Raw genomic sequence first — 25,258 nt, forward strand, 5'->3', positions numbered from 1 at the left:
GATACTCGTGGGGTCCGTGCTCCGCTCCCGCGTGAACGGGGGATGCGGGGAAGTCCTCGACGAGGGAGACAGCAGTGACCCTGTTGGACACGTCCCGAACGCGACGCAGACGCCTGGGAGTTGCCACGACCGCGGCCGGGCTGCTGGCCGCGCTGCTCATGGGGAGCCCGGCGGCAGCGACCCCGGATCCGGGCGACACCCCGGCCAAGTCCGAGCGGCTCTCGAAGAGCGCGGCGGCCGACACCCGGGCGGCGATCGCGAACGGCGACATACCCGCCCAGGACGAGGTCGTCCACTCCGACAACATCGAACATCTCACCAACATCCCCAAGGACGCGCTGCCCGGCTTCAACTCGGACCTCGCGTTCCAGGGCAGGTACGCCTTCGCGGGCAACTACGACGGCTTCCGCATCTTCGACATCAGCAACCCGAAGGCCCCGAAGACCGTCGCGCAGGTCCTGTGCCCCGGATCGCAGAACGACGTCTCCGTCTCCGGCGACCTGCTCTTCCTGTCGACGGACTCCTCGCGCAGCGACAACTCCTGTGCCAGCACCACCCAGCCCGCCACGGAGAAGTCCTCCTGGGAGGGCATGAAGGTCTTCGACATCAGCGACAAGAGGAACCCGAAGTACGTCGCCGCCGTCGAGACCGCCTGCGGCTCGCACACGCACACGCTGGTCCCGGAGAAGAAGAACGTCTACGTGTACGTCTCCTCGTACTCACCGAGCGCGACGTTCCCGGACTGCCAGCCGCCGCACGACGGGATCTCCGTCATCAAGGTGCCCCGCAAGGCACCCGAGAAGGCCGCGACGGTGAACTTCCCCGTGCTGTTCCCCGGTGAGGGGCCGGACGGCGGCGGCAACCCGGGCGGACCCACCAACCCGGGCGTCTCCAAGACCACCGGCTGCCACGACATCACGGTCCTGCCCTCGAAGGACCTGGCCGCCGGCGCCTGCATGGGTGACGGCATCCTGTTCTCCATCAAGGACCCCGAGAACCCGAAGGTCATCGACCAGGTCGAGGACAACACCAACTTCGCGTTCTGGCACTCGGCGACGTTCAACCAGAAGGCCGACAAGGTCATCTTCACGGACGAGCTCGGCGGCGGCGGGGCGGCCACCTGCAACGAGGCCGTCGGGCCGGACCGCGGTGCTGACGGCATCTACGCCGTCGTGGGCAAGGGCGACCACCGCAAGCTGGTCTTCAAGAGCTACTTCAAGATCCCCCGCCACCAGGCGGACACCGAGAACTGCGTGGCCCACAACGGCTCGCTGATCCCCGTCAAGGGCAAGGACATCATGGTCCAGGCCTGGTACCAGGGCGGCGTCTCGGTCTGGGACTTCACCGACTCCTCGAAGCCGAAGGAGATCGGGTACTTCGAGCGCGGTCCGCTCACCACGGACACCCTTCAGGTGGGCGGTGCCTGGTCCGCGTACTACTACAACGGCTACATCTACTCGAACGACATCGCCAAGGGCTTCGACGTCCTGAAGCTCACTGACCGGCGCACGGACCCGGCCGAGCGGGTCCGAATGGGCGAGCTGAACGTCCAGACGCAGCCGGACTACTTCGACTGAGACCCGGGACGCCCCGGCTCGAAGTACTGGGAGAAGTCCGGAGCGCTCTCCGGGCTTCTCCCGCCGGGCGCCGCGTCGTCCGGCGGGGTTCCGAGCTCCCACGCGAGCCCGTACCGGGCGAACAGATCCGCCCGCAGGGTCGGCAGCGGCATCGGCGCCCCCGGGACCAGCGCCGCGAACACGGCACCCATCAGCTGGGAGCGCAGCAGCGGATAGTCGCGGTCGACGCTGAGCGAGCCGTTCCGCAGGACCGTGTCGCGCAGCAGCTCGGCGAGCCGCTGCTGCTCGGGGCACTGCACGAAGCCCTCGGCCTGGAGGATCCCCGCCATGTGCGTCCGCATCAGGACGGGGTGGTCGACGGCCAGGCCGAGGATCGCGTCGACGGCCCGCGCGAGGCGTTCCGGCCCGTCCTCGGTGTGCGGCTCGCGCTCCAGGGCCGCCTCCAGCGTCCGGTGCATGAGGCGGTGCACCGCGGACTGGAGCAGCTGCCGCTTGCCGGGGAAGTAGTACGACACCAGGCCCCGCGCCGAACCGGCGCGGTCCGCGATGTCGCCGAGGGTCGTCGCGTCGTACCCGCGCTCCCCGACGAGCTCGACCGTCGCCTGCAGAAGCCGCTCGCGGGATCGCCGTCGCAACTCCTCGTTGACCGATGCGCTGCGCGGGGACATCCGGTAACTCCTGCGTTGACTGGCTCACAGCCAGTATACTCAGCACGTCCCTGTCAGAGGGCCCTTTCCGGAACCTTTGGCCAGGGCTCTCGGGTGTATCCGGCGACGCGGGGGATCGTCGGATGCACCCGGACCTGCCGGGCCGGTGTCCGGACGGCGTCGGCGCCGTCCGGACACCGGCCCGGTACGGGTTTCCGGTACGGGATACGGGATTCCGGCAAGGGTTTCCGGTACGGCCGCCGGTGCCGGAAATCCCCACCGCGGCGGACGCCTCACGGGCACACTGGCCCGATGCCGCAGCTGATCGCTCCCGACGTCCGCGTCCACGCCTCCTTCCTCGCCGCCATGGACGAGGCCCGCGCCGATGGCGCCGGCGGGCCCGACGACGACTCCACCGCGGGGCTCAGCCTGCGCGCGTACGGAGACACCTGGCAGGACCCGGCGGTCTTCGCGCAATACGTCGCCCGCATGCGGCTCACCCACGGACCGCGCAGCATCCTGCAGTACGACGTCGAGTGCACGACCCTCTGGTACGTCGACGGGGACGCCTACCTCGGCCGCCTCGCGATCCGCCACCGCCTCACCGAGGCCTGGCTGCGCGACGGGCACATCGGCTACGACGTACGGCCCGGCGCCCGCGGCCGCGGACACGCCACGGCGATGCTCCGCGCCGCCCTCCCGCTCGCCGCGCGCCTGGGCGTCGATCCGGCGCTGATCACCTGCGACACGGACAACGCCGCCTCCCGCCGCGTCATCGAGGCCTGCGGTGGCGTACGGGACGACTCGCGCGACGACGACGGGGTGCTGAGGTACTGGGCGCCCGCCGGAGCCGGATCGCACACCGCGCGAACCCTACCTACAGTGGGCCAGGGGTGACGGACAGGCCACCTAGGAGGCGTACCGACATGGATCAAGAGCAGATCCTGGCCCGGATCACGGCGATGGTCGACGACGAGAAGCGGCTCCGCGCGTCGCTCGCCTCCGGTGAGATCGACGGGGCGACCGAGCACGAGCGCCTTGCCGCCGTGGAACGCGAACTCGACCAGTGCTGGGACCTGCTGCGCCAGCGCCGGGCCAAGACGGAGTTCGGCGAGAACCCCGACGAGGCGAGGGCCAGGCCCGAGTCGCAGGTCGAGGGCTATCAGTCGTGACGGCCCAGTCGTGACGGCACACCCTGACGTTGCCCTGACGGTCCTGCCCTGACGGGTCACCTGCTCGCTGCGAGCCGCTCGTACGCCGTCACCGACACGGTCACCGTCAGTGCCCCGAGCAGCCAGCCGCCGAGTACGTCCGAGGGCCAGTGCACGCCGAGCCATACCCGCGTGAGGCCCACGCCGACGACCGACACCACCGCGAGCGCGCACGCCGTGCGCCACAGGACGCGGCCCGCGCCGTAGCGGCGCAGGAGCCAGAGGACCAGCCCCCACACCACCGTCGCCGTCATCGCGTGCCCGGAGGGGAAAGCCGCGTAGTGCGCGGAGTCCACGGGGTCGGTCCACACCGGGCGGTCACGGCCGACGGCCGCCTTCAGACCCTGCTGGATCAGTGTGCCCACCGCACATGTGGCCACCACCCATAGCGCGAGCCACCAGGCGTTACGGCGCCATACGAGCCAGACGACGACCACGGCGCACAGGGCGCGCATCGTCCACGGGTCCCAGAACCAGTCCGTCAGAACCCGGTTCACCTGCGTCAGTCCGGGATCGTCGACGGCCCAGCGGTGGACGGTGCGCGCCAGTTCGTCGTCCAGCGTCATCAGCGGTTCCCAGCGCATCGCCACCGCGATCAGCAGCAGCGCGCTGAGGGCGGCGAGCACCGCCGTCGCGCGTGCGGGCCGCGGATGCCGGGGGCGGGACGGGGAGTCGACCGGTGCCGGGTGCATGGGGAAGATCCTCACCCATGGACGGGGCCGGTGGCCATCATGCGGAGCGGGCGCGTCCGGCTCGGGTCGTCGGTCAGCCCAGCGCGCGCAGGCCCGGCACGAACGTCACCAGGAGCGGCACCACCGGTACGAGGGCTGCCGCGGCGGTCAGGCGCAGACGCCGGGCCGGGGTGAGCCGCCGCGGCGGGGTCAGCAACCGGTGCACGCGCTGCGGCACATGGGCCTGCGGCGTGGGGCAGGGGCCGAACACCCCGCGGTCCTCGTTGAGTTCGACCAGGGCGAGGGCGATGGTCAGCCGTCCGAAGCGGCGCGACGCCATGTCGTCGGCAGCCAGTTCGACGAGCCGGTGCATCTCGTCGCGGAACGCGGCGAAGACCGGAACCTGCGGGAAGCCCGTGGCCAGCGCACCCGAGCAGTGCAGCAGCCAGTCGTGCCGCCACTGCGCGTGGCCCATCTCGTGCGCGAGGACCGCGTCCAGCTGACGGCCCTTGAGGCGGCGCAAGGCAGCCGTCGTGATGACCAGTTGGGGCGCGGCGCCCGGCAGCCACCAGGCGTCGGGGCGCTCGCCTTCGAGGACCACGAGTCGGTCGCTGCCCGGCTCCTCGCCCGGCAACAGCGGGGAACGCACCAGGAGTTCGGCGCGCCGCTGCCTGCGCCTCGCCCCCGAGCGGAAGATCTCCCGGGCGAGCATCGCCGCGGTCCACAGCCCGCCGAGCGCGAGCGTCACGGCCAGCGTCGCCGCCCATCCGCCGGCCGCCCGGAGCGCGTACGCGTCGACGACGGCATGCGGGGCGGACGCGAACACATGGCCGCGGACGGCCTGCCAGGCGGCGGCCGCGCTCAGCGTCATCGAGAGCGCGCAGCACAGGAGGACGCCGGCCACCACGCACTGCCACACCCACAGGGCAACCACCGGCTCGCGCTCCGGCCACTCGGCCCGCGCGAGAAGGCGTGGGGCGAGGACAGCGGCGAGGGTGCCGAGCAGCAGCAGTGCTACGGGGACCGTCATGGCCTCAGCCTATGAGCCGGGGCTACCGGAGGGTACGGGCTGTCGCGTCAAGTGACGTACGCCACGGTTTTGAGCGGACAGTTGTCCGCAATGGAGCAGTTTCCCGGGATCCCTGTCCGTACGGGCTCGCAGCGGCACCTCAACGGCCCCGGCCTGCGCGTCTGCAGGGTCATCTGCAGGGTCGATCTGTCGTGCGCGTCTACATGGTCAGCAGCATCGCGACCATTCCGATGCCCATCGAGAGCCGGCAGGCCCGTGCCAGCTCCGGGCGGTCGCCCCACCCGGACGCCGGCGGGCCGCCCGCCGTCGCCGTCGCCACCGGCACCAGCCGCGCCCCCGACCACAGCACGTACCCCGCGAAATAGAGCAGGAGCAGACCGGTCACCAGCGGTGCGCCCGTCCCTTTGTGACCTGCGTGCCCGCCCGGCGCCGCGGCCATCGCCACCGCCATGTACGCCATGGTGAACGCGCCCACCAGGTGGTGCAGATGGTGCGCGCTCGAACGTGCCGCCCACAGCGCGCGCAGTGCCGCGGCCCCGAACACGGCCGCGTACACCGCCCAGGCGGCGGGCGGCGGCGTGACCACCGCGGCGGGTATCGCCATGAGCGCCATGCCGAACCCCATGAGGGCCTCGCCGCCCGCCGTGCGGCGCTGCTCCTCGACCCTGCTGCGCATCCGCAGCAGGCAGTACGCCCCCGTCGCCGCGCACACCGCGACGAGCAGCCAGGCGGCCGAGCCCGGTCCGTGCACGCGAACCTCCCCCAGTCGGACGCCGTACCGCGTCGGGGACGAGATGCCCGTGCATGGCGGGGCGCAATCGAGCGCAGGGGAGCACTGGGCGCTTTCGGCAGTGCCACCGTGCGCGGGTTGCGTGGGCGGCTTCCTGGGCCTGTCCGTGCCCGAGCGCGGACTCACGGGAAAGTTTTCAGGTAAAACACTTGCTAAACTTCTCTGTATGAGCAGCGCAGAAACCCCCACACCGACCCCCGCACCGTCCCCGTCCAGGCCCCGGCCGATCCGTCGGCTCCCGCTCGCGGGGGTGCTGCGCCTCAACAAGCCGTCCGACATCTGGTTCAAGCCCGCGACGAGCGTCGTCGTGTCCGCGGCGGTGCCGAATCTGACGCTGCTCGCCCTCGGCCGCCTCGACCTCGCGATGTACACGATGGCCGGGTCACTGTGCGCGCTCTACGCGCACAACCTGCCGTACGCGGCGCGTGCCCGGGCCCTCGCCTGGGTCGTCCTCGGCATGCTCGCGAGCCTCGCCGTGGCCCTGCTCACCGCCTCGCTCACCTCTTCGGCGGCCGTGCTCGTGGCGGTCGGCGCGCTTCTCGCAGCCGCCCAGAAGACCCTGTGCGACGCGACCCGCATCGGCCCGCCCGGCCATCTGATCCTTACGTTCATCAGCTCCGCCAGCCTCTTCGCACCGCAGCACCTGGGGCAGATACCCGGCCACCTCGCCCTGACCGCCGGTGCGGGCGCCGTGGCCTGGCTCGTCGGCATGGCCCCCGCCCTCGTGCGGCCGCACGGCCCGGAACGGCGCGCCACCGCTCGCGCCCTGAACGCCGCCGCCGCGTACGTGAGCGCCGAGGGCGGTGCGCGCGAGCGGGCCAGGGCCGGTGCTGCCGCCGCCGTCCACGCCGCCTGGCAGTCCCTCCTCGCCACCGGTAACAGCGGCGCCGCCCGCCGGGCCCTGGAGCGCCTGGTCGTGCGCGCCGAGGTCGCTCTCGCCGCCCCCGCCGACACCGACCCCGCACTCCTGCGCGACTGGGCCGCAGGCCTGAGCGGCACGGGCCCCGTCCCGCGCATCAACCACGCGCACGCCCATGAAGTCGACGACGAAGTCCTCGGCGTCGAGGCCGAACTCGCCCTCGGCAAGCCGTCGTTGTGGCGCAGGCTCGCTCCCGGCTCGCCTCTCCTGCCGGTCGCCCTGCGCACCGCCGTCGGGTGTGCCCTCGCCGGATACGGGTCCCTCGCACTCGGTATCGGCCGCCCGTACTGGGCCCTGGTCACCGCGGCCTCGCTCTACCAGGCCAACGTCACCCTCACCTGGAACCGCACCGTGCAGCGCGTGGCCGGCAATCTAGCCGGAGTGCTCGTCTTCGCCGCCGTGGTGCCCCTCGCCCACGCCGGCCAGATCTTCGTCGTCCTGTTCTGCCTCCTCTTCAGCTTCGGCGCCGAGGCGTTCATCTCCCGCAACTACTGGCTCGGCAGCGTCTGCGTGACCCCCATGGCGCTGCTGATCACCGAGTTCGCCAGGACGCAGGAGGCCGGTGAGCTCATCACGGACCGGGTCGTGGACACCCTCGTCGGGGCGCTGCTCGGCATCGTCGCCGCGGTGATCGTCACCAACCGGCGCGCTGCCGACCACATCGAGCTGGCCCTCGAAGCGACCGACCGTGCCCGCGAGGCCGCGGAGCGCACCCTCGCCGCCCCGCGTCCTGAGCCCGGCGCCCTGGAGGCCGCGCGTCGCAGGCTCGCCGCAGCCCTCGTCGAACTGCGCGCCGCCGACGACACCGCGGCGGGCGAATGGTGGCAGCGCGCCCTGCCCGAGGAGCGTGTGGTCACCGCTGAGCAGGCCGGACACCGTACGCTCGCGGCGACGGTCCGACGCGCGACGCTGCGGACCGTCCGGAACCCCGAGAACGCAGACGAGCACAGGGGCGGCACCGACGCCCGGGAGAACACGCGAGCATGACGACACGGAACGGCAGGGCGGCGGCGGACGACACCGTCGCAGCGGTGGTGCGGCAGTGGCAGACCGTCCACCCCGACATCGACACCGGGCCCATGGAGGTCATCGGGCGGATCAACCGCTGCGCCGCCCTGCTCCAGCAGGCCGAGGACGCCCCGCTGCGCCGCGCCGGGCTGACCCGCGCCGAGTTCGACCTGCTCGGCGCGCTGCGCCGTACCGGCCACGAACTCACCCCGGGTGACCTCGCCCGGGAGACGTTCTCCTCGGGCGCCGCCGTCACCAAGCGGCTCAAACAGCTCCAGGAGCGCGGCCTGGTCGGCCGGCGCGGCGACACCCGTGACCGGCGCGTCTCCCACCTCAGCCTGACCGACGCCGGCCGCGACCTCGTCGATGCGCTGCTGCCCGACCAGCTCGCGTACGAGAAAACGGTCCTTTCCGGCCTCGGTGGCGCCGGGCAGGGTCAACTCAGTGTGCTGCTGGGCGAGTTGCTCGGTCAGCTCGAAGGCCGTCCGGGTGGTCCGCGCGCCTGATCCCGGCCCTTTTCGCAAGGGCGGGAGATACTCGAACTGATCGCCCGAGGCTTCAGCAACCGGAAGATCGCCCGCGAACGGACCGCGGTAGTGGCTGCTTCGTGCTGGAGGTTTCCGGTGGTGGCCCGCGGTAGCCGCTGCTCCGAGCTGAAGGTCTCCAGCGGCAGCCCGCGTCAGTCGCTACTCCGAGGGATCCTCCACGGCCGCCGCGAGCAACCGCCGCGTCTCCGGCTCCACATGGTCGGCGTAGTACTCGTAGAGCGCCTCGCGGCCGAGCCGGGCCGCGCGCGGTGCGTCGCCCGAGCTGATCGCGTCGAGCACCTGCCGGTGGTGGGTGATCGAGCGCTCCATCCAGGCGGCGGCGTCCGTGGCGCCCGCGATCTTCTCCTCGATGACCCCGACCACCGCCTCGTGCACCGCGCGGGCGCACAGGCCGAGCAGGGAGTTGCCGCTCGCCTCGGCGATGGCCCGGTGGAAGAGGGCGTCCGCCTCGCTGAAGGCGTGCAGGTTTCCCGTCGACGACTCGCCGAGGCGCTCCATCCGGCCGATCTGCTCCCGCATGCGGGCCAGGTCGTCGGGGGTGTGCAGGCGCGCGGCGAGGCGGTTGCTCTCCGCGTCGAGCACCATGCGGAACTGCACCAGTTCGCCGAGCGAGGCGATACGGGAACGGGTCAGGCGGCTCAGGGCCTGGCTGAGGTTGTCCGGGGAGACGCCGAGGACCTCGGCGCCCAGCGGGTCGCCCGGGCGTGAGCGGATCAGGCCCGCCGACTGGAGCACGCGCAGCGCCTCGCGGACCGTCGAGCGGCCCACGTCGAAGCGCACGACGAGTTCGCGCTCCGCCGGGAGCCGGGAGCCGGGCGGCAGGTCGCCGCTGAGGATGCGCTCCTCGATCTGCTGGGCCACCCGCTGATAGGCGCGGACCGGCTTCACCGGCTGGAAGAGATCGTCGTCGGGCGCCATGTGCCTCTCCGTGTCGGGCCGTTGCGCCGGAGTGAATCCATGATCCGGCCATTGACCCGGGCGTGAACGTGGGGGCAGAGTACGGGAAATCAACTGGTCTGACCAGTCGACTGGCCTCGTGGCCGCCCCGACTTGGAGGTGCGATGCGTTCCCGCTCAAGAGCCCTGCCCGTCCCCGTGACCGACGCCGCGGCCGCTGTCGCCCTCACGCAGGAACTCGTCCGGCTGCGCACCGTCAACGCCGCGGGAGCCACCGAGGTGGAGCGCCCCGCGGCCGACCTCGTCCAGCGGCTCTTCACGGAGTTCGGCTGGAAGTACGAGGTGGTGGAGGTCGTCCCTGGGCGGCCCAACACCGTCGCGGTGGTCGAGGGCGGCGGCGGGGACGGCCCCACGCTGATGTTCGAGGGGCACATCGATGTCGTCACCGAGGGCGACACGGCCGACTGGACCGTCGATCCGTACGGCGCCGAGATCCGGGACGGAAAGCTCTGGGGTCGCGGCTCGGCCGACATGAAGTCCGGTGTCGCCGCCATGATCTACGGGGTCCGAGCCCTTCAGCTGGCCGGGCCCTTCCCCGGCCGGATCGTCGTCGGCGTGCTCTGCGACGAGGAGGGGTTGATGCTCGGCGCGAAGGCGTTCGCCGCGTCACCGCTCGCCCGCGAGGTGGACGGCGTCATCGTCTGCGAGCCCGAGGGCTACGAGGTGTGCACCTCGGCGCGTGGCGGGATCCGCCTCCGTCTCGACCTGCACGGCGTGATGGCCCACGGTGCCATGCCGCAGGAGGGCAGAAGCCCGATCGTCGCCGGCGCCCGCATCGTCGAGGCGCTCGCCGCCGTGCAGGAGTGGGCCGAGGAGCGCTACGGCGAGCATCCGCACGCGGGCCGCGTCACCGTCACCCCGACCGTGCTGCTCGGCGGCGACCCCGACCAGCTCAACGTGATCCCCGCGCACGGCGTCGTCGGCATCGACGTACGGACCGTCCCGGGCACCGACCACACCGAACTCATCGAGCGTGTCAGGGAGTTCGCGCAGCGGGCGGCCTCCGGAGTGGGGGTGTCCGTCGAGGTCACCGTCGTCGACGACCGGCCCGCCGTCGAGATCCCCGAGGACCACCCCGTGGTCACCGCGCTCGTGGACGCACACCGCCGGGTGCACGGCGAAGCACCACCGTTCGGGGCCGTTCCCGGCACCACCGACGGCACGATCCTGACCCGCGACGCCGGTCTCGCCACCGTCGTCTACGGCCCCGGCGGCAAATGGATCGCGCACCAGGCCGACGAGTACGTCGAGGTGCGCGAGATCGCCGAGTACACGCGCGTGTACGCGGCCGCCGCGCAGGCCTTCCTCACCGCCCGTCCGGACGGGGGTGCGGCGCGATGACGTATCCGCGAGAAGTGCCCACGGGCCTGCCGGTCGGGGATGTCTGGGTTCCCGCGCCTTCGCAACAGCCCGTTGTCTTCCCGTACGACGGGAGCGAGTTCGCTTCGGCGCCCGTCGGCGACGTGGACCTCGCGCGGCGCGCCGTCGAGCACGCCGCCGGGCTCCGCAAGGAGGTCGCGGCCCTCTCTGCACGGGTGCGGCGGGACGTGCTCGCCGGTGTCGCGGCCGACCTGGAAGGCGTCTCGTCCCGGATGGCGGAGCTGCTCGTCCTGGAGACCGGGAAGCCGCGAGTCGACTGCGACATCGAGATGCAGCGCGCCGCCGCGACCTGGCGGGCCGCCGCCGACGAGGTGGCCCACCTGCACGGCGAGACCGTCCCGCTGGACCTCCAGGCCTCCGGCGACGGCATGTTCGGGTTCTGGACGCGCAGGCCCATCGGGGTCGTCGTCGGCATCGCCGGCTTCAACTACCCCGTACTCCTCGCCTCCCACAAGATCGCCCCGGCGCTCGCCGTGGGCTGTCCCGTGATCGTGAAGCCCGCACCGGCGACGCCGCTCGCCACGCTCTGGCTCACCCATCTCGTCCGCGAGCGCCTCGCCGCGGCCGGCGCGCCGCCCGGAGCGGTCCAGCTCGTGACCGGCGACACCGAGGTGGGCCGCACCCTCACCACGCATCCCGACGTCGCGGCGGTCTCTTTCACCGGCTCCGCCACGGTCGGGCACCGCATCGCGCGCGACGCGGCGCCCCGCAAGGTCGTCCTCGAACTCGGCTCCAACGCGGCGCTCGTCGTCGCGGCGGACGCCGACCTCGACGCGGCCGCCGACGCCGTGGCGCGCGGCGGCTACTACGCGTCCGGGCAGGCGTGCATCTCGGTCCAGCGGGTCATCGCCGTCGAGGAGATCGCCGGCGCCCTGGAGAAGAAGATCGCCGAACGGCTGCCCGACGTCGTGGTCGGCGACCCGCGCGACGCCGGCACTCGGGTCTCCGCGCTCATCGACGAAGCCGCCACCGAGCGCGTCCTGGACTGGATCGGCCGGGCCAGGGCGGCCGGTGCCCGGGTCGTCGCGGGCGGAGGTCGCACCGGCACGAGGTGCCTCGCCCCGACCCTGCTCGCGGACGTCCCCGACGGCGAACCCGCCTGGGACGAGGAGGTGTTCGGCCCCGTCGTGTGCCTGCGCACCGTCCCCGGCCTCGATGCCGCGTACGACCTGGTCAACGCGAGCCGGTACGGGCTGCACGCCGCGGTCTACACCCGCGACCTCGGCGCCGCCTTCCGCGCGGTCGACGCGCTCGACGTCGGCGGCGTCGTCATCAACGAAGTCCCCGGCTACCGCAGCGACATCGCCCCGTACGGAGGCGTCAAGGACTCCGGCACCGGACGCGAGGGGCCACGGTTCGCCATCGAGGAGCTGACGGTCACGCGGATGGCCGTCATCCGCCCCTGACGGATCACCTCAGCAGACAGAAAGGCAGCAGCACTTCATGGACTACGCGAATCTGTTCCGGCTCGACGGCAGGCGCGTCGCGGTCGTCGGCGGAGCGGGCGGCATCGGCCGTGAGGTCGTCCGCGCGCTCGTCGCCCAGGGCGCCGACGTCGTGGTCGCCGACCGGGACGAGAAGGGCGCCGAGCAGACCGTCGCCCTGGCCGGCGCGGACGCGGTCCGGTCCGGCACCGCGTCCGCCTACGCCCTCGATGTCCTCGACCCCGAGGCGATCCGCGCCGCCGCCGACGTGTGGGGCCCCCTCGACGCGCTTGTCGTCACCGTCGGCGCCAACGTCCGCAAACGCATCGCCGACTACACGCTCGACGAGTTCGACCGCGTCATCGCCCTGAACCTGCGGGCCTATGTCAGCCTCGTCCAGACGTTCGCCCCCGGCATGGCGGAGCGCGGCCGCGGCAGCGTCGTCGGCTTCGCCTCCATGCGGGCCTTCCAGGTGGAGCCGGGCCAGAGCGTGTACGCCGCGTCGAAGGCCGGCCTCATCCAGTTCCTGCGCACCGCCGCCGCCGAATGGGGCCCACGGGGCGTGCGGTTCAACGCCGTCGCCCCCGGCGTAGTCCGCACCCCGCTCACCGACCAGATCGCGGCGGACCCCGCCTGGTACGACGCCTACGCCCAGGCCTCCGCGCTCAGGCGCTGGGCTCGCGCCGACGAACTCGCCGGTGCCGTCGCGTACTTGGTCTCCGACGCGTCGACGTACGTCACCGGCAGCGTCCTGACCGTCGACGGCGGCTGGACCGCGGTCGACGGCCGCTACGACCCCGCGCTCTGAACATCCGCCGCCCTTCCCCCTCAAGGAAGTTCATGTCCCCCACAGACGAGGCCGCCGGCCGCTCCCCGGAGCCGGACCCGCGCGAGGCCGACCCCCTCGGTTCCCCGCAGCCCGACCCCCTCGAAGGACTCCCCACCCTCGGCGGCCAGGCGCGCCGCTCCCTCTGGATGCTGCTCGTGCCCGTCGTCCTCTACGGCGCCGCGCCCTTCGTCGCCAACCGCATCGAACCCCGCATCCTGGGTGTCCCGTTCCTGCTGGCCTGGGTCATCGCCGCCACGGTCATCAGCCCCGTCGCCATCTGGCTGGTCGCCCGCTTCGACCCGGCGTACCGCACCGGCGCCGTCGAACCCGTCCCCGCCGACGAGGGAGGCGCCCGATGAGCGGCTCCGCAGCCGTCGCGACGACCGTGTTCGGCCTGGCCATGGTCGCCACCATCCTGATCGGCCTGCTCAGCGCGCGCGGCCGGTCCAAGGGCCTCGCCGAGTGGTCGGTGTCCAGCCGCGGCCTCGGCGTGATGTTCATCTGGCTCCTGATGGCCGGCGAGACGTACACCAGCTTCTCGTTCCTGGGGACCGCCGGCTGGTCGTACTCCTTCGGCGCCCCGATCCTCTACCTCGTCGCCTATCTCACCGTGGGCTTCGCCGTCGCCTACATCGTGGGCCCCGCCCTGTGGACGTACGCCTCTCGGCACAGTCTCATCTCGATCGCCGATATCGCTGAATTCCGGTTCCGCTCACGGCCGTTGGGGATTCTTGTCGCCGTCGTCGGGACCGTGTTCCTCGTGCCGTACATCCAGGTGCAGATCCAGGGCATGGGCGTCGTCGTCAACGCGATGACGTACGGGAGCGTCGACCTGCACGTCGCCGCCGTCATCTCGTTCGTCGTCGCCGAGGTGTTCATCCTCGTGTCGGGGCTGCGCGGATCCGCCTGGGTGAGCGCCCTCAAGGACGTACTCGTGATCCTCGCGGTCGTCTTCCTCGCGGTCTACATCCCCATGCACTACCTCGGCGGATTCTCCGACTTCATGCAGCGCATGGTCACCGAGAAGCCCGAGTGGCTCACCTTCCCCGGACACGTGTCCGGCGGGCGCGACGCCGCCTGGTTCCTGAGCACCGTCGTCCTCAACGCCGTCACCATCACCATCTTCCCGACCACCGTGGCCGGCTACCTCAGCGCGAAGAGCCCCAACGCGCTGCGGCGCAACGCCCTGCTGCTGCCGTGGTACCAGCTGCTCCTGTTCGTACCGATGATGGTCGGCGCCACCGCGCTGTTCGTGCTGCCGGGCCTCGGCAACCCCGACCTCGCCCTGTTCAAGCTGGTCACTGACTCGCTGCCGTCGCCCGTCGTGGCGGTCATCGGCGTCGCGGGCGCCCTGTCGGCGATCGTGCCGATGAGCGTCTTCATGCTGTCCATCGGGACCCTGTGGGGAAAGACCGTCCTCGGCGGCGGCAATGGCGCCGACCCGCGCCGCCCGCGGCCGGCCGTCACCGACGACCACGACCTGCGCACCAAGCGCCGCTCGCAGGCGGTCTGCGTCCTCGCTGGCCTGGTCGCGCTCGGCGGCAGCCTCTTCTACCCCAACACGCTCGTCCAGCTGTCCGTCCTGTCCTACGAGGGCCTGGCCCAGCTCGTGCCCGTCGTGCTGCTCTCCCTGTTCTGGCGGCGAATGACCGCTCGCGCCGGGATCTCCGGCATGCTCGTCGGGCTCGTCGTGATGACGGGGCTGTGGGCCACTGACAACGACCCGTGGCACGGGGTCAACGGCGGCATCATCGCGCTGGCCGCGAACCTGGTGGTGACGTTCGCGGTCACCCGCGCGACACCGGCCCCGAGCGCCCCCGCCCCGCAACGGCCCACTGTCCCGGCCGCCTCGGCGGCCGCGGTGAAGGAGTCCTGATGATCGACGAGACCGCACCCGTCCTCCACCGCGCCGCCCACATCGGAAGCCGGAGCGGCGCCGGCCCCCAGGCGTACGCGGCGACGGGGGAGGCGTACCGGTGAACTCGCAAGCAGCGAACGACTTCGAGATACCCGGCCTCGCCGGACCTGTGGAGATCCTCGTCGACCAGTGGGGCGTCCCTCATCTCTACGCCGGCTCCCAGGACGACCTGTTCCTGGCGCAGGGCTTCAACGCGGCCCGCGACCGCCTCTTCCAGCTGGACCTGTGGCGCCGCCGCGGACTCGGCCTCCTGTCCGAGGTGTTCGGCAAGCGGTACGTCGAACACGACCGCGCCGCCCGCCTGTTCCTCTATCGCGGCGACATGGCCGAGGAGTGGAGCGCGTACGGCGAGGACACCGAACAGATCACCACGGCGTTCGTGAACGGCATCAACGCCTACGTGTCCCTGTGCCGCCGCGACCCCTCCCAACTCCCGCCGGAATTCGCAACGTTGGGCTACGAGCCGGCATTCTGGAAGCCCTCGGACGTCGCCCGGATCCGCAGTCACGGCCTGCAGTACAACCTCCACGACGAGGTCGCCCGCGCCTTCACCCTGCGCGACCACGGCACCGACGTCGAAGACTTGCGCCGCCGCCGCGAACCCGCCCCGCACCACCTCACCGTCCCCGAGGGCCTCGATCTGAGCGTCATCCCGGACGACGTGCTGCGCGTGTACGACCTCGCGACGGTCCCGCCCTGGCCCGACGCCGCCGCCCTCCAGGGCAGCGACGGCTCCAACAACTGGGTGCTCGCGCCGTCCCGGACCGTCACCGGCCGCCCCATCCTCGCCAACGACCCGCACCGCGCGGTCACCCTGCCCGCGCTGCGCTACATCGCGCACCTGACCGCACCCGGCATCGACGTCATCGGCGCGGGCGAACCCGCCCTGCCCGGCCTCTCCATCGGCCACAACGGGAACATCGCCTTCGGCTTCACGATCTTCCCGATCGACCAGGAGGACCTGTACGTCTACGAGACCGACCCCGACAACCCCCGCGCCTACCGCTACCAAGGCCGCTGGGAAGCCATGACCCGCGTCACCGAGACGATCCCGGTCAAGGACGGGGAGCCGGTCGAGGCCGAGCTGTGGTTCACCCGGCACGGCCCGGTTATCCACGAACACCCCACGCGCGGCGCCGCGTTCGCCGTGCGAGCCGCCTGGCTCGGTCCCGGCATGGCGCCCTACCTCGGCAGCACCGGCTACATGCGGGCCGAAGGCCCCGACGCGTTCCTCGCCGCCCTGCGCCGCTGGGGCGCGCCCGGCGAGAACCAGGTGTACGCCGCGCCCGACGGCACCGTCGGCTGGCGCCCCGCGGGCCGCGTCCCGGTCCGCCCGAACTGGGACGGCACCCTGCCCGTGCCCGGCGACGGCCGCTTCGAATGGGACGGCTTCCTCGACGCCGACGCGCTGCCCGCCGAACGCGACCCGGACCAGGGCTGGTTCGCCACCGCCAACCAGATGAACCTGCCGCCCGGCTACCCGAACGACCGCGACACGGTCACGTACGACTGGTACGCCCCCACCCGCCACCACCGCATCGCCGAAGAGCTCGACGCGCGCACGGACTGGACCGTCGAGGACTGTGTACGGCTCCAGACAGACACGGTCAGCCTGCCCGCGCGCCGCATCCTGCCGCTGCTCGCCGATCTGGCCGGCGACGACGAACTGACGGCGCGGGCCATCGGCCTGCTGCGGCACTGGGACGCCGACGTCACGGCGGACTCGGCGGCCGCCGCGCTCTTCGAGATCTGGTACCGCCGCCATCTGCGCCCCGCCGTCTTCGGCAAGGCACTGCAACAAGTCGTCCCCGACGCCGAACTCGCTGCGGCCCTCGCCCGGATCCTGCCGCCCGACGACCCGACCTCCGACCCCCGCGTCGACCTGGACCTGCTCACCGGCGAGGAGACCACCCTCGACCCGGGCACCCTGCTCACCACTCTGACCGCCGCCGTCGCCGAGCTCTCCGCCCTCCTCGGACCCGACCCGGCCGCATGGACCTGGGGCGCGCTCCACCACGCCCGCGTGTTCCACCCGTTGACCGCCCTCCACGACGGACCGCAGCCGCCGTGGGCGTCGGTCGGTCCCGCCCCGCGCGGCGGCAGCGGTGACACGGTGGGCGTCGCGCCCTACGGACCCGACTTCCGCCAGACGACGGGCGCCACGTTCCGCCTGGTCGTCGACGTCGGCTCCTGGGACGACTCGGTGGCCATGAACTCACCTGGCCAGTCCGGGAATCCGGACAGCGAGCACTACAGCGACCTGTTCGCCACTTGGGCCGCCGACGGCTCCTTCCCGCTCCTCTACACCCGCGGGCAAGTGGAGAAGCACACGACGCGGACGATCACCCTGCGACCGCCCGCGCCGGCCACCACTCAGGACCCGAACGGGAGGTAGGCCACGTCACTGGTCCTGGCCCAGCCCTGTCACTGGCCCTCGACATGCGCCGTCACCATCGCGTGCACTTCCTCCGGCGTCAGATACGCGTCCGTCTTCTCGAAGTCCTTCAGCGTCGCGGGCCGCTCCGACTGGAACCCCGTCCGCACGAAGTCGTCGCCGGCGACGGCGTTGAGCCCCCAGTTCGCCGCCGTGCGGAAGCGCGCCGTCCCGGTGCGCAGCGCGCCCAGGTGGTAGGCCCGGGCGACGACCTGGGCGGGCAGTCCGGTCAGCTGCACACCCAACGGCTTGGACACGGCCTGAACGCCGCCCAGGTCCACCACGAGCCCCAGGTCCTTGTGCCGGTACGGCTTCAGCGGCTGTCCGTGCAGCGCGGCAGCCACGTTCTTCGCGGCCGCCCAGCCCTGCCGCATGGCGTGCTGGGCGGTCGGCGGGCAGGTCGCGTCGGCGCCCTTCTCCAGGTCCGGCACGGCGGCCGCGTCACCGAGCGCGAACACACCGTCGAGCCCCGGAACCGTCAGATCCGGCTCCACGACGAGCCGGCCCCGGTTCGTCTCCGCGCTGAGCGTCGCGATCAGCGGGCTCGGGGCGACACCCGCCGTCCAGATCAGCGTGCGGCACGGCAGTACACGGCCGTCCGTGAGCGTCACCGTGTCCTCGGTCGCCTTCGCCACGGACACTCCGAGCGACACATGCAGCCCGCGCCGCTCCACGATCGACAGGGCCTTCTCGCCGAGCCGGTCGCCGAGCTCGGGCATCAACTTGGGGGCGATGTCGACGAGATGCCACTTGATCTGCGCCGGGTCGAGCCCCCGAAGGCGCTTGGCGGCGGCGGTGGTCAGGCGCTGCAGATAGGCGGCCGTCTCCGTACCGGCGTACCCGGCGCCCACCACCACGAACTGCAGCCGCGACTCCCGCTCGGCGGGGTCGGTGCTGGCCGCGGCCAGGTCGAGCTGCGAGATGACGTGGTCGCGGATCCAGGCCGCCTCCGCCAGCGTCTTCACGCCGACCGCGTACTGGTCCACACCGGGGATGTCGAACTGCCGCGTGACGCTGCCCGGCGTGAGGACCAGGTAGTCGTAGCGCTCCACCACCGTCTCGCCGTTGATCTTCCGTACGACGACGGCCTTCGCCTCCGGGTCCACGCCCACCGCGCCGCCCGGCACGATGCCGGTGTGCCGCAGCATGCGGCGCAGCGGCACCGCTACCGACTGCGGAGTGAGCACGCCCGAGGCGACTTGGGGGAGCAGCGGCAGGTACAGCTGATGGTCGAACGGACTGACCAGTCTCAGCTGCGCCTCGCCCGGCTTGAGGATCTTCTCCAGCTTGTGCGCGCACTCCATGCCGGCGAATCCGCCGCCGACGATCAGGATCCGAGGAGCTGCCATGTGATGTCTCTCCAGGGTCGGGCTCATCCGGACGCTAAGGGGCCGGTCTGCGGCCATCCCGCCCATACTCTTCCGCGCGCGGGTGCCGCGCACGCTGAACGGGTCCTTCCGCTCCCGTACCCCGGAACCCGCTCCTCAAGGCCGGTAGCGCAACGGATGGTCCTCGGGTACCTCGGTGATCACGATGCGCACGCCGTCCGGGTCCGAGATCCACATCTCGATGAGCCCCCACGGTTCCTTGACCGGCGGCCGGAGCACCTCGACGCCGCGCGCCGCCAGCTCCTCGTGCGTGGCCGCCGTGTCCGCGACCTGGAGCCACAGCTGGAGCCCGGGCGACGGCGGCGCCTCCGACCGGCCGGACACCTCCAGGAAGCCGCCCCCGAGGAAGTAGACGGTCCCGCGCTCGGGCCCCGTCCCGAACTCCCGGTACACGGCGAGACCGAGCGCCCCACCGTAGAAGGCCCGCGACCGCTCGGGATCGGTGGGGCGAAGAAGCGTTCTGCTGCTCAGTACGTGAACCATGCGAACGCAGCGTAGAGGCTCGGCGTTAGGCTCGACGGCGCCCGCGCCGACAGCCGTGCACGAGATCGGAGACCGTCCCATGTCCATCGCTCCCCGCCCCACGACCGGCGACCTCACCTTCAGGGACGCCACCGACGCCGATGTCGACGTGCTCGTCGCGCTGATCGAGTCGGCGTACCGCGGGGACTCCAGCCGCACCGGCTGGACGACCGAGGCGGACATCCTGGAGGGGCAGCGCACCGACCCGCAGGGCGTCGTCGACGTCATCAAGTCGCCGGACAGCCGCCTGCTGACCGTCGAGCGCGACGGCGCGGTCGTCGCCTGCTGCCAGCTGGAGCACCGCGGGGAGCACGCCTACTTCGGCATGTTCGCCGTGAGCCCGGCCCTCCAGGGCGCGGGGCTCGGCAAGGTGATCATCGCGGAGGCGGAGCGCACCGCCCGCGAGGCCTGGGGCGTGCGCGAGATGCACATGACGGTGATCTCCGTACGCGAGGACCTCATCGCCTGGTACGAGCGCCGGGGCTACCGCCGTACGGGAGGGATGACCCCCTTCCCGTACGGCGACGAGCGCTTCGGCATCCCGCAGCGGGACGACCTCCAGTTCGAGCTGCTGGTCAAGCCCCTCGGCTGACGTGGGCCTCGTGGCCGGCACCCGGGTCCCGCGGCTGACTCGGGCCGCTCGCCCGGCTCAGGCCGTGAAGCGGCCGGTCCGTTTGATCTCCGGGTAGTCGGTCGTCGCGGCGTCCAGGCCGAGCGCCCGTACCAGGCGCAGATCGTCCTGCGTGTTGACGACCCAGCCGATGATCCGCAGGTCCGCCTTGCGGGCCCGTTCGACGATCTCCTGTGTCAGACGCCGGATGTTGAGGACCAGGGACGTGGCGCCGACTGCAGTGGCCCGGTCCACCACATCGGTGCCGTACCGGCTGGCCACCAGCGCCGTACGGACGCCCGGCACCAGCCGGGCGATCTCGGCGACGGCCTCGTCGTGGAACGAGATCACCTCGACGCGGCTCACCAGATCACGGCGCAGCATGACCTCGGCGAGGGCGCGCGCCGCGGCGACGTCCTTGATCTCGGCCTGGAGCGGTTTGGAGACGGCGTCGAGCACCTCCTCGAAGACCGGCACCCGTTCGCCGCGCCCCGCGTCCAGGGCGCGCAGCTCGGCGAGGGTCTTGTCGGCGATGGGGCCCCGGCCGTCCGTCGTGCGGTCGACGTCGGCGTCGTGCATGACGACGAGGGCGCCGTCCTTGCTCAGATGCAGATCGAGTTCGATGAGGTCGAGGCCCGCGTTCTGCGCGGCGACGAAGGACCGGAGGGTGTTCTCGGGTTCGACACCCATCACTCCGCGATGCCCGATGGTGAGGAAGTTCAAGATCGTCTCGCTTCCGTCGACGGCGGCTCGGCATCCGCGCGAGGTCGTGGACGGGGTCGCCCGCGCGGCACGGCCGAAGCCTAACGGCCCGTCTCCACGATGGGACCGGTCCGACGCGAGGGAGTGGAGTGGTCCGCTCTGGTTGCGGTGATTCCGAGGACCAGTCCGGTGATGACGGCTGCGACCAGGACGGCGCGGATGCTCACGCTCAGGGCTCCAGACGGGCGGAGGGACAGGGAAGGGGCGGGGACCGGTCCGTCCTACCGCCTCGGCAGCCTGCCGCGGGAAGTGTCACCCGTGGGTGGGCGAGTTCCCCGGCGGTTGACCGGGCACCGCGTCCAGGTCGTCCAGCATGGCCTCGGCCAGCTCGACTTCTGCCGCGAGCCGCCGCTCGCTCCAGCGCAGCGCGATCTGCGGATGGGCCCACGCCTCCACCCCGTCGGCCCGCTCGAGCGCGTCCCTGACCTCCTTCAGCTCGCCCTTCGTGCGGGCCACGTGTTCCGTCACCAGGTCACGCAGGTGCTCCGGCGCGGCGAGGTGCCCGAGCCACACGCGCAGCAGCACGGGGTGCTTGAGCACGGGCGCGCCGAGGCCCTGCCCGCTCCCGGCCCACACCGCGAGCGCCCCGCGCCCTTCCTCGGTGATCGCGTACGTCCGTTTGGCCCGCGGGTCCTCGGCCCCGGAGCGCAGCGAGGTGACGTAGCCCAGTGATTCGAGGCGGCGCAGTTCGGCGTAGATCTGGCTGATGGCGGGCGACCAGTAGAAGAACCGCAGCGAGGCGTCGGCCCACTTCTTCAGCTCGTATCCGGTCCGTTCCCCGGGGAAGGACAGCAGCCCGAGGACGGCCCAGGCGGTCGGTGGCAGGTCGTCAGCCATGCGCCGCATTGAAGTGACCGGAACCGGTCACCGCAAGACCCCGGAGCCTTTGTCACTGCCGAATACCGTCGCCGGTCTTGCCCCTTGAAGACCTGACGGTTAGTCATATACCTAACCGGAACAGTGCGTGTGGCTCAACTCCCTGGAGGCAACGTGAAGTTCTCCGTCATCTTCGAGGCGCAGCTCGCCGATCCCACCGTCGAACACGAACACCAGGTCATCCACGACTGCGTGGAGCAGGCGGTCCTCGCCGAGGAGATGGGCTTCGACCGTATCTGGGCCGTCGAGCACCACTCCCTCAAGTGGTACGCGCACATGTCGGCCCCCGAGATCTTCCTGACCTGGGTCGCCGCCCGCACCAGCACCATCCGGATCGGGCACGGTGTCGTCTGCATGCCCTTCAACTTCAACCATCCGGTGCGGGTCGCCGAGCGGGCCGCCATGCTCGACCTGCTCTCCGGTGGCCGCCTCGACCTCGGGGCCGGCCGGGGCGGCACCAAGCAGGAGACCTCCCTGTGCGGTGTCGACAGGGACCGCACGACGCAGGAGGTCGAGGAGGCGCTGCGGATCATCGGGAAAGCCTGGGAGAAGGACGAGCTGGAGCATCACGGGGAGCTCCTCGACATCGACCCGCACCCCGTCCTGCCGCGCCCGAAACAGGAGCCCCACCCACCCCTCTTCCTCGCGTGCAGCCGCACTGAGACGCTCACCCAGGCGGCCGAACTCGGCATCGGCGCTCTGGTGATGGGCTTCGCGGGCCCCGAGTCGATCGCCGGCATGCGGCGCGCCTACGACGACGCGATCGCCGCCCGTACTCCCGACCGCTTCGTGTCCGGCGTCGTCAACGACCACTTCTCCGTCCTGTGCCCGACCATCGTCCTGGACGACCGGGAGACGGCCCGGAACATCGGCATCCGCGGCCAGCGGTTCTTCGCGCAGTCCATCGGGCACTGGTACGGCGGCGCGGGCGTCCCCGACGAGGCCGTGGTGGAGGGCGCCGACGAGGCGGCCGACATGCGCAGGGCCGCCGAACAGGTCGTGGCCCGCCTCCACGAACACCAGATCCCGGTACGTCCCACCGCGACGGCCACCTTCAACGCCGATCACGCCTACGGCACCGCCGACGACGCCATCGCCTACGTCGAGCGCCTGCGCGACGCGGGCGCCGACGAGATCATGTGTCTCGTCCAGATGGGCACCGTCCCCCAGGAGGCCTGCCTGGAGACGCTGCGGCAGTGGGGCGAGAAGGTCATCCCGCACTTCCGCGCCCAGGAGCAGGGGGTGTCCGCATGAGCCCCGCACCCGAGGACCGCCTCGCACCCGACGTCCGCGCCCTGGTCGACGCGATGACCGCGTTCTTCCCCGACCTCGGCGGCGCCGTCACCGACGCGGCCGAGGCCCGCCGCATCCTGGCCGCGGCTCCCGCGTCACCGCTCCCGCCACCGGTCGTCGGCTCGGTCGAGGACCGCGACATCCCCGGCCCCGCCGGAGCGCCCCGGATCCCCGTACGGATCTACCGCCCGGACCCCGACGAGGCCCCGGGCCCGCGCCCCACCGTCGTCTTCCTCCACGGGGGAGGGTGGGCGATCTGCGGCCTGGACAGCCATGACTCCACCGCCCGCGGGCTCTGCCGCGAGGCGGGGGCCGTGGTCGTCTCCGTCGACTACCGGCTTGCCCCCGAGTCGCCGTTCCCGGCCGCCGTCGACGACGCGTACGCGGCGCTGTGCTGGGCGGCCGACCACCACACCGCGCTGGGCGGCGACGCGGGCGCCCTTGTCGTGGCGGGGGACAGCGCGGGCGGGAACCTCGCGGCTGTCATCTGCCTCCTGGCCCGGGACCGGGGCGGCCCGCGCATCGCGCTCCAGGCCCTCGTCTATCCGGCCACCGACGCGCATCAGTCGACGGAGTCGTTCGCGCGGAACGCCGACCGCTACTTCCTGACGGCCGCGCACTGCCGCTGGTTCGCCGAGCAGTACCTCGGCCCGGACGGCGACCGGTCCCACCCGCACGTCTCGCCGCTCCTCGCCGACCTTGCCTCGCTGCCGCCCGCCCACATCGTGACCGCGGGCTGCGACCCGCTGTGCGACGAGGGCCTCGCCTACGCGAAGGCCCTGCGCGCGGTGGGCGTCGAGGTCACCGAGAGCCACTTCCCGGGGATGTTCCACGGCTTCTTCGGTTTCCCCGAGCTGCTCGACGATGCCCGTACTGCCGTGGCGGATGTGGCGAAGGCCATCGTTTCAACCGCGTCAGGCAGGAAAAACGACGGTGAACCAGGGGGTCACGCAGGATAACTTCCTCCCGGCTCCTCTTGTGGTGGAGAACCTCGCCCGTTTACGGTGTCTGTACGCGAGGTTCTCCCGTGAAGGATGGGTAATGACGGAAATTCTTGTGCAGTCGGGCGTGGAGGGGAAGGTTCCTCCGGAGAAGGTCGGGGGAAGCCCCGAAAGCAGGGTGGTCGAACACCCGGCGTGGCCCGTGCTCAAGGCCGCCGTGGAGGAGATCCGTCCCTGGCAGCAGAAGGACGGCTCCATCGACTTCGCCGCCGACGGCGCCCCGTCCAAGGCCGTGGCGGAGCTGACGCTCGACCGCGCGATATCCGCCGTCGAGCAGCTCTCCCCGCTGCTCCCGCACGACGCCGCGTACCACTCGGCGCTCGCCGCCGACCTGCGCCGCTGGGCGGAAGACGGCTTCCAGGTCCCCGACTTCCTCGACTCGCTGCTGGCCTTCCACCCCGCCGCGCGCCGCGAGGACGGACTGCAGCACCTGGTCGTCTTCCCGATGTACACACAGAACGGCAATCCGGACCGCAATCTGGAGGCCGTCGTCCTGCGCATGGTGTGGCCCGAGTGGCTCGCCGAGCTGGAGGCGACGCGCTACGACAACCCGCTGTTCTGCGGGATCACGTTCGAGGACTTCACCGCCGGCTACGACACCAACTCGGCCGTGCTCTTCCCGGAGACCATCGCCGTACGCGAGGCTCCCGAGCGCTTCTCCTGGGGTGGCATCTTCTGCGACCGCGAGGCGGCCCGCTTCCGTGCCGTCACCGAGGCTTCCGTCGGCATCCTCGGGCTCGAACTGCCCGACGACATCCGCGAGATGATCTCGGACCAGGACCGCTGCCAGCAGGCGTTCGTCCTGTGGGACATGGTGCACGACCGCACCCACAGCCACGGCGACCTGCCCTTCGACCCGTTCATGATCAAGCAGCGCCAGCCGTTCTGGATGTACGGCCTCGAAGAGCTCCGCTGCGACCTCACCGCCTTCAAGGAGGCCGTGAAGCTGGAGGCCGACGGCTTCCCGCAGGGCCGCGACGTGCAGTACGCCGTCCTCTTCGACCGCATGTTCCGCTTCCCGGTCACCGGCGAGCGCGTGCGCAACTACGACGGACTCGGCGGCCAGCTCCTCTTCGCGTACCTGCACAAGCACGACGTGCTGCGCTGGACCGACAACAAGCTCCAGATCGACTGGGAGCGCGCCCCGCAGGTCACCAACCAGCTGTGCGCCGAGATCGAGAAGCTGTACCGCGACGGCATCGACCGCCCGAAGCTGGTGCACTGGTTCGCCGCGTACGACCTGGTGTCCCAGTACCTCGCCCCGCACCCCGGTTCGCGCTGGGCCAAGGGCCCCGACGCCCTCGACCTGAGCCTGCCGCCGCGCAAGCTCGTCGACGACGTGCTTCCGGACGAGTTTCCGCTCAGCATGTTCTATGAGGCACTGTCCAAGAAGCTCAAGAACGTGATCGCCTCCACCAAGGGGATCACCGCTGCGGGCGCCGAGCAGGCCGCCGCGTGAGCGCT

General features: G+C 71.7%; 25 protein-coding genes. 15 read left to right on the forward strand and 10 right to left on the reverse strand.

Annotated elements, in window-relative coordinates:
• Positions 1-74: 74 nt before the first annotated feature.
• Complete coding sequence (locus OG574_RS39750; protein WP_326777118.1) at positions 75-1,577, forward strand: LVIVD repeat-containing protein; 1,503 nt, start codon at positions 75-77, stop codon at positions 1,575-1,577.
• Here OG574_RS39750 and OG574_RS39755 read toward each other — a convergent pair.
• The gene (locus OG574_RS39755; RefSeq protein ID WP_326777119.1) at positions 1,565-2,245 is read right to left on the reverse strand and encodes a TetR/AcrR family transcriptional regulator; all 681 of its coding nucleotides are present in this window, start codon (positions 2,243-2,245) and stop codon (positions 1,565-1,567) included. The genes OG574_RS39750 and OG574_RS39755 overlap by 13 nt on opposite strands.
• A 291-nt stretch (positions 2,246-2,536) precedes the next feature.
• Here OG574_RS39755 and OG574_RS39760 point away from each other — a divergent pair, with 291 nt between their 5' ends.
• Both OG574_RS39760 and OG574_RS39765 read left to right on the forward strand, forming a co-directional pair.
• Positions 2,537-3,121 carry a GNAT family N-acetyltransferase gene (locus tag OG574_RS39760; RefSeq protein ID WP_326777120.1) on the forward strand — a complete coding sequence of 195 codons (585 nt, stop codon included), beginning with the start codon at positions 2,537-2,539 and terminating at the stop codon, positions 3,119-3,121.
• A gap of 29 nt (positions 3,122-3,150) precedes the next feature.
• A complete protein-coding gene (locus OG574_RS39765) occupies positions 3,151-3,396 on the forward strand; it encodes a DUF2630 family protein (RefSeq protein ID WP_100598810.1) in 246 nt (81 codons plus the stop codon).
• A gap of 56 nt (positions 3,397-3,452) precedes the next feature.
• Here OG574_RS39765 and OG574_RS39770 read toward each other — a convergent pair whose 3' ends face one another.
• The 3 genes from OG574_RS39770 to OG574_RS39780 form a co-directional block, all read right to left on the reverse strand.
• Complete coding sequence (locus OG574_RS39770; protein WP_326777121.1) at positions 3,453-4,127, reverse strand: phosphatase PAP2 family protein; 675 nt, start codon at positions 4,125-4,127, stop codon at positions 3,453-3,455.
• A 73-nt stretch (positions 4,128-4,200) separates the two neighbouring features.
• Positions 4,201-5,136: a M56 family metallopeptidase gene (locus OG574_RS39775; RefSeq protein ID WP_326777122.1), complete on the reverse strand. Its 936-nt coding sequence runs from the start codon at positions 5,134-5,136 to the stop codon at positions 4,201-4,203.
• Between the two features lie 199 nt (positions 5,137-5,335).
• Positions 5,336-5,887 carry a DUF5134 domain-containing protein gene (locus OG574_RS39780; RefSeq protein WP_326777123.1) on the reverse strand — a complete coding sequence of 184 codons (552 nt, stop codon included), beginning with the start codon at positions 5,885-5,887 and terminating at the stop codon, positions 5,336-5,338.
• Between the two features lie 205 nt (positions 5,888-6,092).
• Here OG574_RS39780 and OG574_RS39785 point away from each other — a divergent pair, with 205 nt between their 5' ends.
• A complete protein-coding gene (locus tag OG574_RS39785; RefSeq protein WP_326777124.1) occupies positions 6,093-7,832 on the forward strand; it encodes an FUSC family protein in 1,740 nt (579 codons plus the stop codon).
• Positions 7,829-8,359 (forward strand): MarR family winged helix-turn-helix transcriptional regulator, encoded by a 531-nt coding sequence (locus tag OG574_RS39790; RefSeq protein WP_326777125.1) that lies wholly within the window; start codon positions 7,829-7,831, stop codon positions 8,357-8,359. The genes OG574_RS39785 and OG574_RS39790 overlap by 4 nt, the downstream gene beginning before the upstream one ends.
• Positions 8,360-8,539: 180 nt before the next feature.
• On the opposite strand, the gene OG574_RS39795 is transcribed toward OG574_RS39790, so the two are convergent.
• Positions 8,540-9,319 carry a FadR/GntR family transcriptional regulator gene (locus OG574_RS39795; protein WP_326777126.1) on the reverse strand — a complete coding sequence of 260 codons (780 nt, stop codon included), beginning with the start codon at positions 9,317-9,319 and terminating at the stop codon, positions 8,540-8,542.
• A 143-nt stretch (positions 9,320-9,462) separates the two neighbouring features.
• Between OG574_RS39795 and OG574_RS39800 the strand changes: the two genes are divergently transcribed.
• The 6 genes from OG574_RS39800 to OG574_RS39825 all read left to right on the forward strand — a co-directional run bounded on the left by OG574_RS39800 (position 9,463) and on the right by OG574_RS39825 (position 17,303).
• Entirely contained in the window at positions 9,463-10,698 is a 1,236-nt protein-coding gene (locus tag OG574_RS39800) for a M20 family metallopeptidase (RefSeq protein WP_326777127.1), read from the forward strand.
• Positions 10,695-12,143, forward strand: coding sequence for an aldehyde dehydrogenase family protein (locus OG574_RS39805; RefSeq protein ID WP_326777128.1), 1,449 nt, complete (start codon positions 10,695-10,697; stop codon positions 12,141-12,143). The genes OG574_RS39800 and OG574_RS39805 overlap by 4 nt, the downstream gene beginning before the upstream one ends.
• 37 nt (positions 12,144-12,180) lie before the next feature.
• Positions 12,181-12,969 carry an SDR family NAD(P)-dependent oxidoreductase gene (locus OG574_RS39810; protein ID WP_326777129.1) on the forward strand — a complete coding sequence of 263 codons (789 nt, stop codon included), beginning with the start codon at positions 12,181-12,183 and terminating at the stop codon, positions 12,967-12,969.
• 32 nt (positions 12,970-13,001) lie between these two features.
• Entirely contained in the window at positions 13,002-13,349 is a 348-nt protein-coding gene (locus tag OG574_RS39815; protein ID WP_326777130.1) for a DUF3311 domain-containing protein, read from the forward strand.
• The gene (locus OG574_RS39820; RefSeq protein WP_326777131.1) at positions 13,346-14,866 is read left to right on the forward strand and encodes a sodium:solute symporter family protein; all 1,521 of its coding nucleotides are present in this window, start codon (positions 13,346-13,348) and stop codon (positions 14,864-14,866) included. Before OG574_RS39815 ends, OG574_RS39820 begins: the two co-directional genes overlap by 4 nt.
• 100 nt (positions 14,867-14,966) lie before the next feature.
• Complete coding sequence (locus OG574_RS39825) at positions 14,967-17,303, forward strand: penicillin acylase family protein (protein WP_326777132.1); 2,337 nt, start codon at positions 14,967-14,969, stop codon at positions 17,301-17,303.
• 29 nt (positions 17,304-17,332) lie between these two features.
• Here OG574_RS39825 and OG574_RS39830 read toward each other — a convergent pair whose 3' ends face one another.
• Positions 17,333-18,691 (reverse strand): NAD(P)/FAD-dependent oxidoreductase, encoded by a 1,359-nt coding sequence (locus OG574_RS39830; RefSeq protein ID WP_326777133.1) that lies wholly within the window; start codon positions 18,689-18,691, stop codon positions 17,333-17,335.
• Between the two features lie 135 nt (positions 18,692-18,826).
• A complete protein-coding gene (locus OG574_RS39835; RefSeq protein ID WP_326777134.1) occupies positions 18,827-19,213 on the reverse strand; it encodes a VOC family protein in 387 nt (128 codons plus the stop codon).
• Between the two features lie 79 nt (positions 19,214-19,292).
• Between OG574_RS39835 and OG574_RS39840 the strand changes: the two genes are divergently transcribed.
• A complete protein-coding gene (locus OG574_RS39840) occupies positions 19,293-19,844 on the forward strand; it encodes a GNAT family N-acetyltransferase (RefSeq protein ID WP_326777135.1) in 552 nt (183 codons plus the stop codon).
• A gap of 57 nt (positions 19,845-19,901) precedes the next feature.
• On the opposite strand, the gene OG574_RS39845 is transcribed toward OG574_RS39840, so the two are convergent.
• From OG574_RS39845 to OG574_RS39855, 3 genes are all read right to left on the reverse strand, one after another.
• A complete protein-coding gene (locus tag OG574_RS39845; RefSeq protein WP_100598792.1) occupies positions 19,902-20,585 on the reverse strand; it encodes a glycerophosphodiester phosphodiesterase in 684 nt (227 codons plus the stop codon).
• A gap of 80 nt (positions 20,586-20,665) precedes the next feature.
• Positions 20,666-20,791, reverse strand: coding sequence for a hypothetical protein (locus OG574_RS39850; protein ID WP_267893774.1), 126 nt, complete (start codon positions 20,789-20,791; stop codon positions 20,666-20,668).
• 85 nt (positions 20,792-20,876) lie between these two features.
• Positions 20,877-21,461: a PadR family transcriptional regulator gene (locus tag OG574_RS39855; protein ID WP_326777136.1), complete on the reverse strand. Its 585-nt coding sequence runs from the start codon at positions 21,459-21,461 to the stop codon at positions 20,877-20,879.
• 153 nt (positions 21,462-21,614) lie between these two features.
• Between OG574_RS39855 and OG574_RS39860 the strand changes: the two genes are divergently transcribed.
• The 3 genes from OG574_RS39860 to OG574_RS39870 all read left to right on the forward strand — a co-directional run bounded on the left by OG574_RS39860 (position 21,615) and on the right by OG574_RS39870 (position 25,253).
• The gene (locus OG574_RS39860) at positions 21,615-22,754 is read left to right on the forward strand and encodes an LLM class flavin-dependent oxidoreductase (RefSeq protein WP_326777137.1); all 1,140 of its coding nucleotides are present in this window, start codon (positions 21,615-21,617) and stop codon (positions 22,752-22,754) included.
• Positions 22,751-23,752, forward strand: coding sequence for an alpha/beta hydrolase (locus tag OG574_RS39865; protein WP_326777138.1), 1,002 nt, complete (start codon positions 22,751-22,753; stop codon positions 23,750-23,752). The genes OG574_RS39860 and OG574_RS39865 overlap by 4 nt, the downstream gene beginning before the upstream one ends.
• A gap of 82 nt (positions 23,753-23,834) precedes the next feature.
• Positions 23,835-25,253: a DUF6421 family protein gene (locus tag OG574_RS39870; RefSeq protein ID WP_326777139.1), complete on the forward strand. Its 1,419-nt coding sequence runs from the start codon at positions 23,835-23,837 to the stop codon at positions 25,251-25,253.
• Positions 25,254-25,258: the final 5 nt, after the last annotated feature.

The organism is Streptomyces sp. NBC_01445, from assembly GCF_035918235.1.
GTDB lineage: Bacteria > Actinomycetota > Actinomycetes > Streptomycetales > Streptomycetaceae > Streptomyces.

What these genes read in the sequence shown, in the direction of transcription:
- OG574_RS39755 (WP_326777119.1), bottom strand. Translation starts at nt 2,245, where the DNA reads ATGTCCCCGCGCAGCGCATCGGTCAACGAGGAGTTGCGACGGCGATCC.
- OG574_RS39760 (WP_326777120.1), top strand. Translation starts at nt 2,537, where the DNA reads ATGCCGCAGCTGATCGCTCCCGACGTCCGCGTCCACGCCTCCTTCCTC.
- OG574_RS39765 (WP_100598810.1), top strand. Translation starts at nt 3,151, where the DNA reads ATGGATCAAGAGCAGATCCTGGCCCGGATCACGGCGATGGTCGACGAC.
- OG574_RS39770 (WP_326777121.1), bottom strand. Translation starts at nt 4,127, where the DNA reads ATGCACCCGGCACCGGTCGACTCCCCGTCCCGCCCCCGGCATCCGCGG.
- OG574_RS39775 (WP_326777122.1), bottom strand. Translation starts at nt 5,136, where the DNA reads ATGACGGTCCCCGTAGCACTGCTGCTGCTCGGCACCCTCGCCGCTGTC.
- OG574_RS39785 (WP_326777124.1), top strand. Translation starts at nt 6,093, where the DNA reads ATGAGCAGCGCAGAAACCCCCACACCGACCCCCGCACCGTCCCCGTCC.
- OG574_RS39790 (WP_326777125.1), top strand. Translation starts at nt 7,829, where the DNA reads ATGACGACACGGAACGGCAGGGCGGCGGCGGACGACACCGTCGCAGCG.
- OG574_RS39795 (WP_326777126.1), bottom strand. Translation starts at nt 9,319, where the DNA reads ATGGCGCCCGACGACGATCTCTTCCAGCCGGTGAAGCCGGTCCGCGCC.
- OG574_RS39800 (WP_326777127.1), top strand. Translation starts at nt 9,463, where the DNA reads ATGCGTTCCCGCTCAAGAGCCCTGCCCGTCCCCGTGACCGACGCCGCG.
- OG574_RS39805 (WP_326777128.1), top strand. Translation starts at nt 10,695, where the DNA reads ATGACGTATCCGCGAGAAGTGCCCACGGGCCTGCCGGTCGGGGATGTC.
- OG574_RS39810 (WP_326777129.1), top strand. Translation starts at nt 12,181, where the DNA reads ATGGACTACGCGAATCTGTTCCGGCTCGACGGCAGGCGCGTCGCGGTC.
- OG574_RS39815 (WP_326777130.1), top strand. Translation starts at nt 13,002, where the DNA reads ATGTCCCCCACAGACGAGGCCGCCGGCCGCTCCCCGGAGCCGGACCCG.
- OG574_RS39820 (WP_326777131.1), top strand. Translation starts at nt 13,346, where the DNA reads ATGAGCGGCTCCGCAGCCGTCGCGACGACCGTGTTCGGCCTGGCCATG.
- OG574_RS39830 (WP_326777133.1), bottom strand. Translation starts at nt 18,691, where the DNA reads ATGGCAGCTCCTCGGATCCTGATCGTCGGCGGCGGATTCGCCGGCATG.
- OG574_RS39835 (WP_326777134.1), bottom strand. Translation starts at nt 19,213, where the DNA reads ATGGTTCACGTACTGAGCAGCAGAACGCTTCTTCGCCCCACCGATCCC.
- OG574_RS39840 (WP_326777135.1), top strand. Translation starts at nt 19,293, where the DNA reads ATGTCCATCGCTCCCCGCCCCACGACCGGCGACCTCACCTTCAGGGAC.
- OG574_RS39855 (WP_326777136.1), bottom strand. Translation starts at nt 21,461, where the DNA reads ATGGCTGACGACCTGCCACCGACCGCCTGGGCCGTCCTCGGGCTGCTG.
- OG574_RS39865 (WP_326777138.1), top strand. Translation starts at nt 22,751, where the DNA reads ATGAGCCCCGCACCCGAGGACCGCCTCGCACCCGACGTCCGCGCCCTG.
- OG574_RS39870 (WP_326777139.1), top strand. Translation starts at nt 23,835, where the DNA reads ATGACGGAAATTCTTGTGCAGTCGGGCGTGGAGGGGAAGGTTCCTCCG.